At 34.8% G+C, this 681-nt stretch carries 2 protein-coding genes; both read left to right on the top strand.

All coding sequences use genetic code 11. The annotated features are described in order from the left end of the window. Positions 1–26: 26 nt before the first annotated feature. A complete protein-coding gene (locus ACF91D_RS31210; RefSeq protein WP_392438618.1) occupies positions 27–239 on the top strand; it encodes a hypothetical protein in 213 nt (70 codons plus the stop codon). 13 nt (positions 240–252) lie between these two features. Further along, on the top strand, positions 253–654 hold the full coding sequence (locus ACF91D_RS31205) for a DUF1064 domain-containing protein (RefSeq protein ID WP_392438617.1): 402 nt from the start codon (positions 253–255) through the stop codon (positions 652–654). The last annotated feature ends 27 nt before the right edge of the window (positions 655–681 follow it).

The raw sequence follows: 681 nt of genomic DNA, 5'->3' as shown, positions 1-681 counted from the left end.
GTCAAGATATTTGCGAGGTGGGATAGATGGGATTAAGTCAGAGATACACATTAAAAGATAAAAATTCAAGAGTTGTAGCGACAGTAATTCCACTAGATAGAAACAGAAATAGTGTGGCTGGCTTGAAAAAGTCATTTGGGCTTGATGAAGATATCGTAACTGATGAAAGGTTAGAAGAAATCAAAAGCATGTATAACTTAAACGAGAGAGAACAAACAAGCATATTTGATTATCTATAGGGATGTGGGCCAATTGAGTACATACAACGCTAGAAAAGTTGAATATAAAGGAATTACATTCGATAGCAAAGTTGAATGTGACTATTACAAATATTTAGAGAGTCAACTCAATACAGGTAAGTTTGATTACATCGAACTGCAACCTAAATATGAGTTGATACCTAAGACGAAAAAACAACGTAAAGCAGAGTATATAGCAGACTTTGCATTGTGGAAAGATAACGCACTAATTGAAGTTATAGACGTTAAAGGTATGGCTACTGAAACAGCTAAATTGAAAGCCAAGATATTTAGATATTTATACCCTGATGTTGAGCTTGTATGGATATGTAAAGCTCCAGCATATACAGGTAAGCAATGGATAACATACGAGGAATTACAAAAGGTCAGAAGAAATCGCAAGAACGCGAAGTGATCTAAGTGAATGAAGAAACAATCACGT

Source organism: Staphylococcus sp. 231237_7MaSpsaltlick, from assembly GCF_043107035.1.
The sequence above is the reverse complement of the archived record's forward strand: the minus strand, read 5'-3'. Positions and strand labels throughout refer to the sequence as shown.

What these genes read in the sequence shown, in the direction of transcription:
- ACF91D_RS31210 (WP_392438618.1), top strand. Translation starts at nt 27, where the DNA reads ATGGGATTAAGTCAGAGATACACATTAAAAGATAAAAATTCAAGAGTT.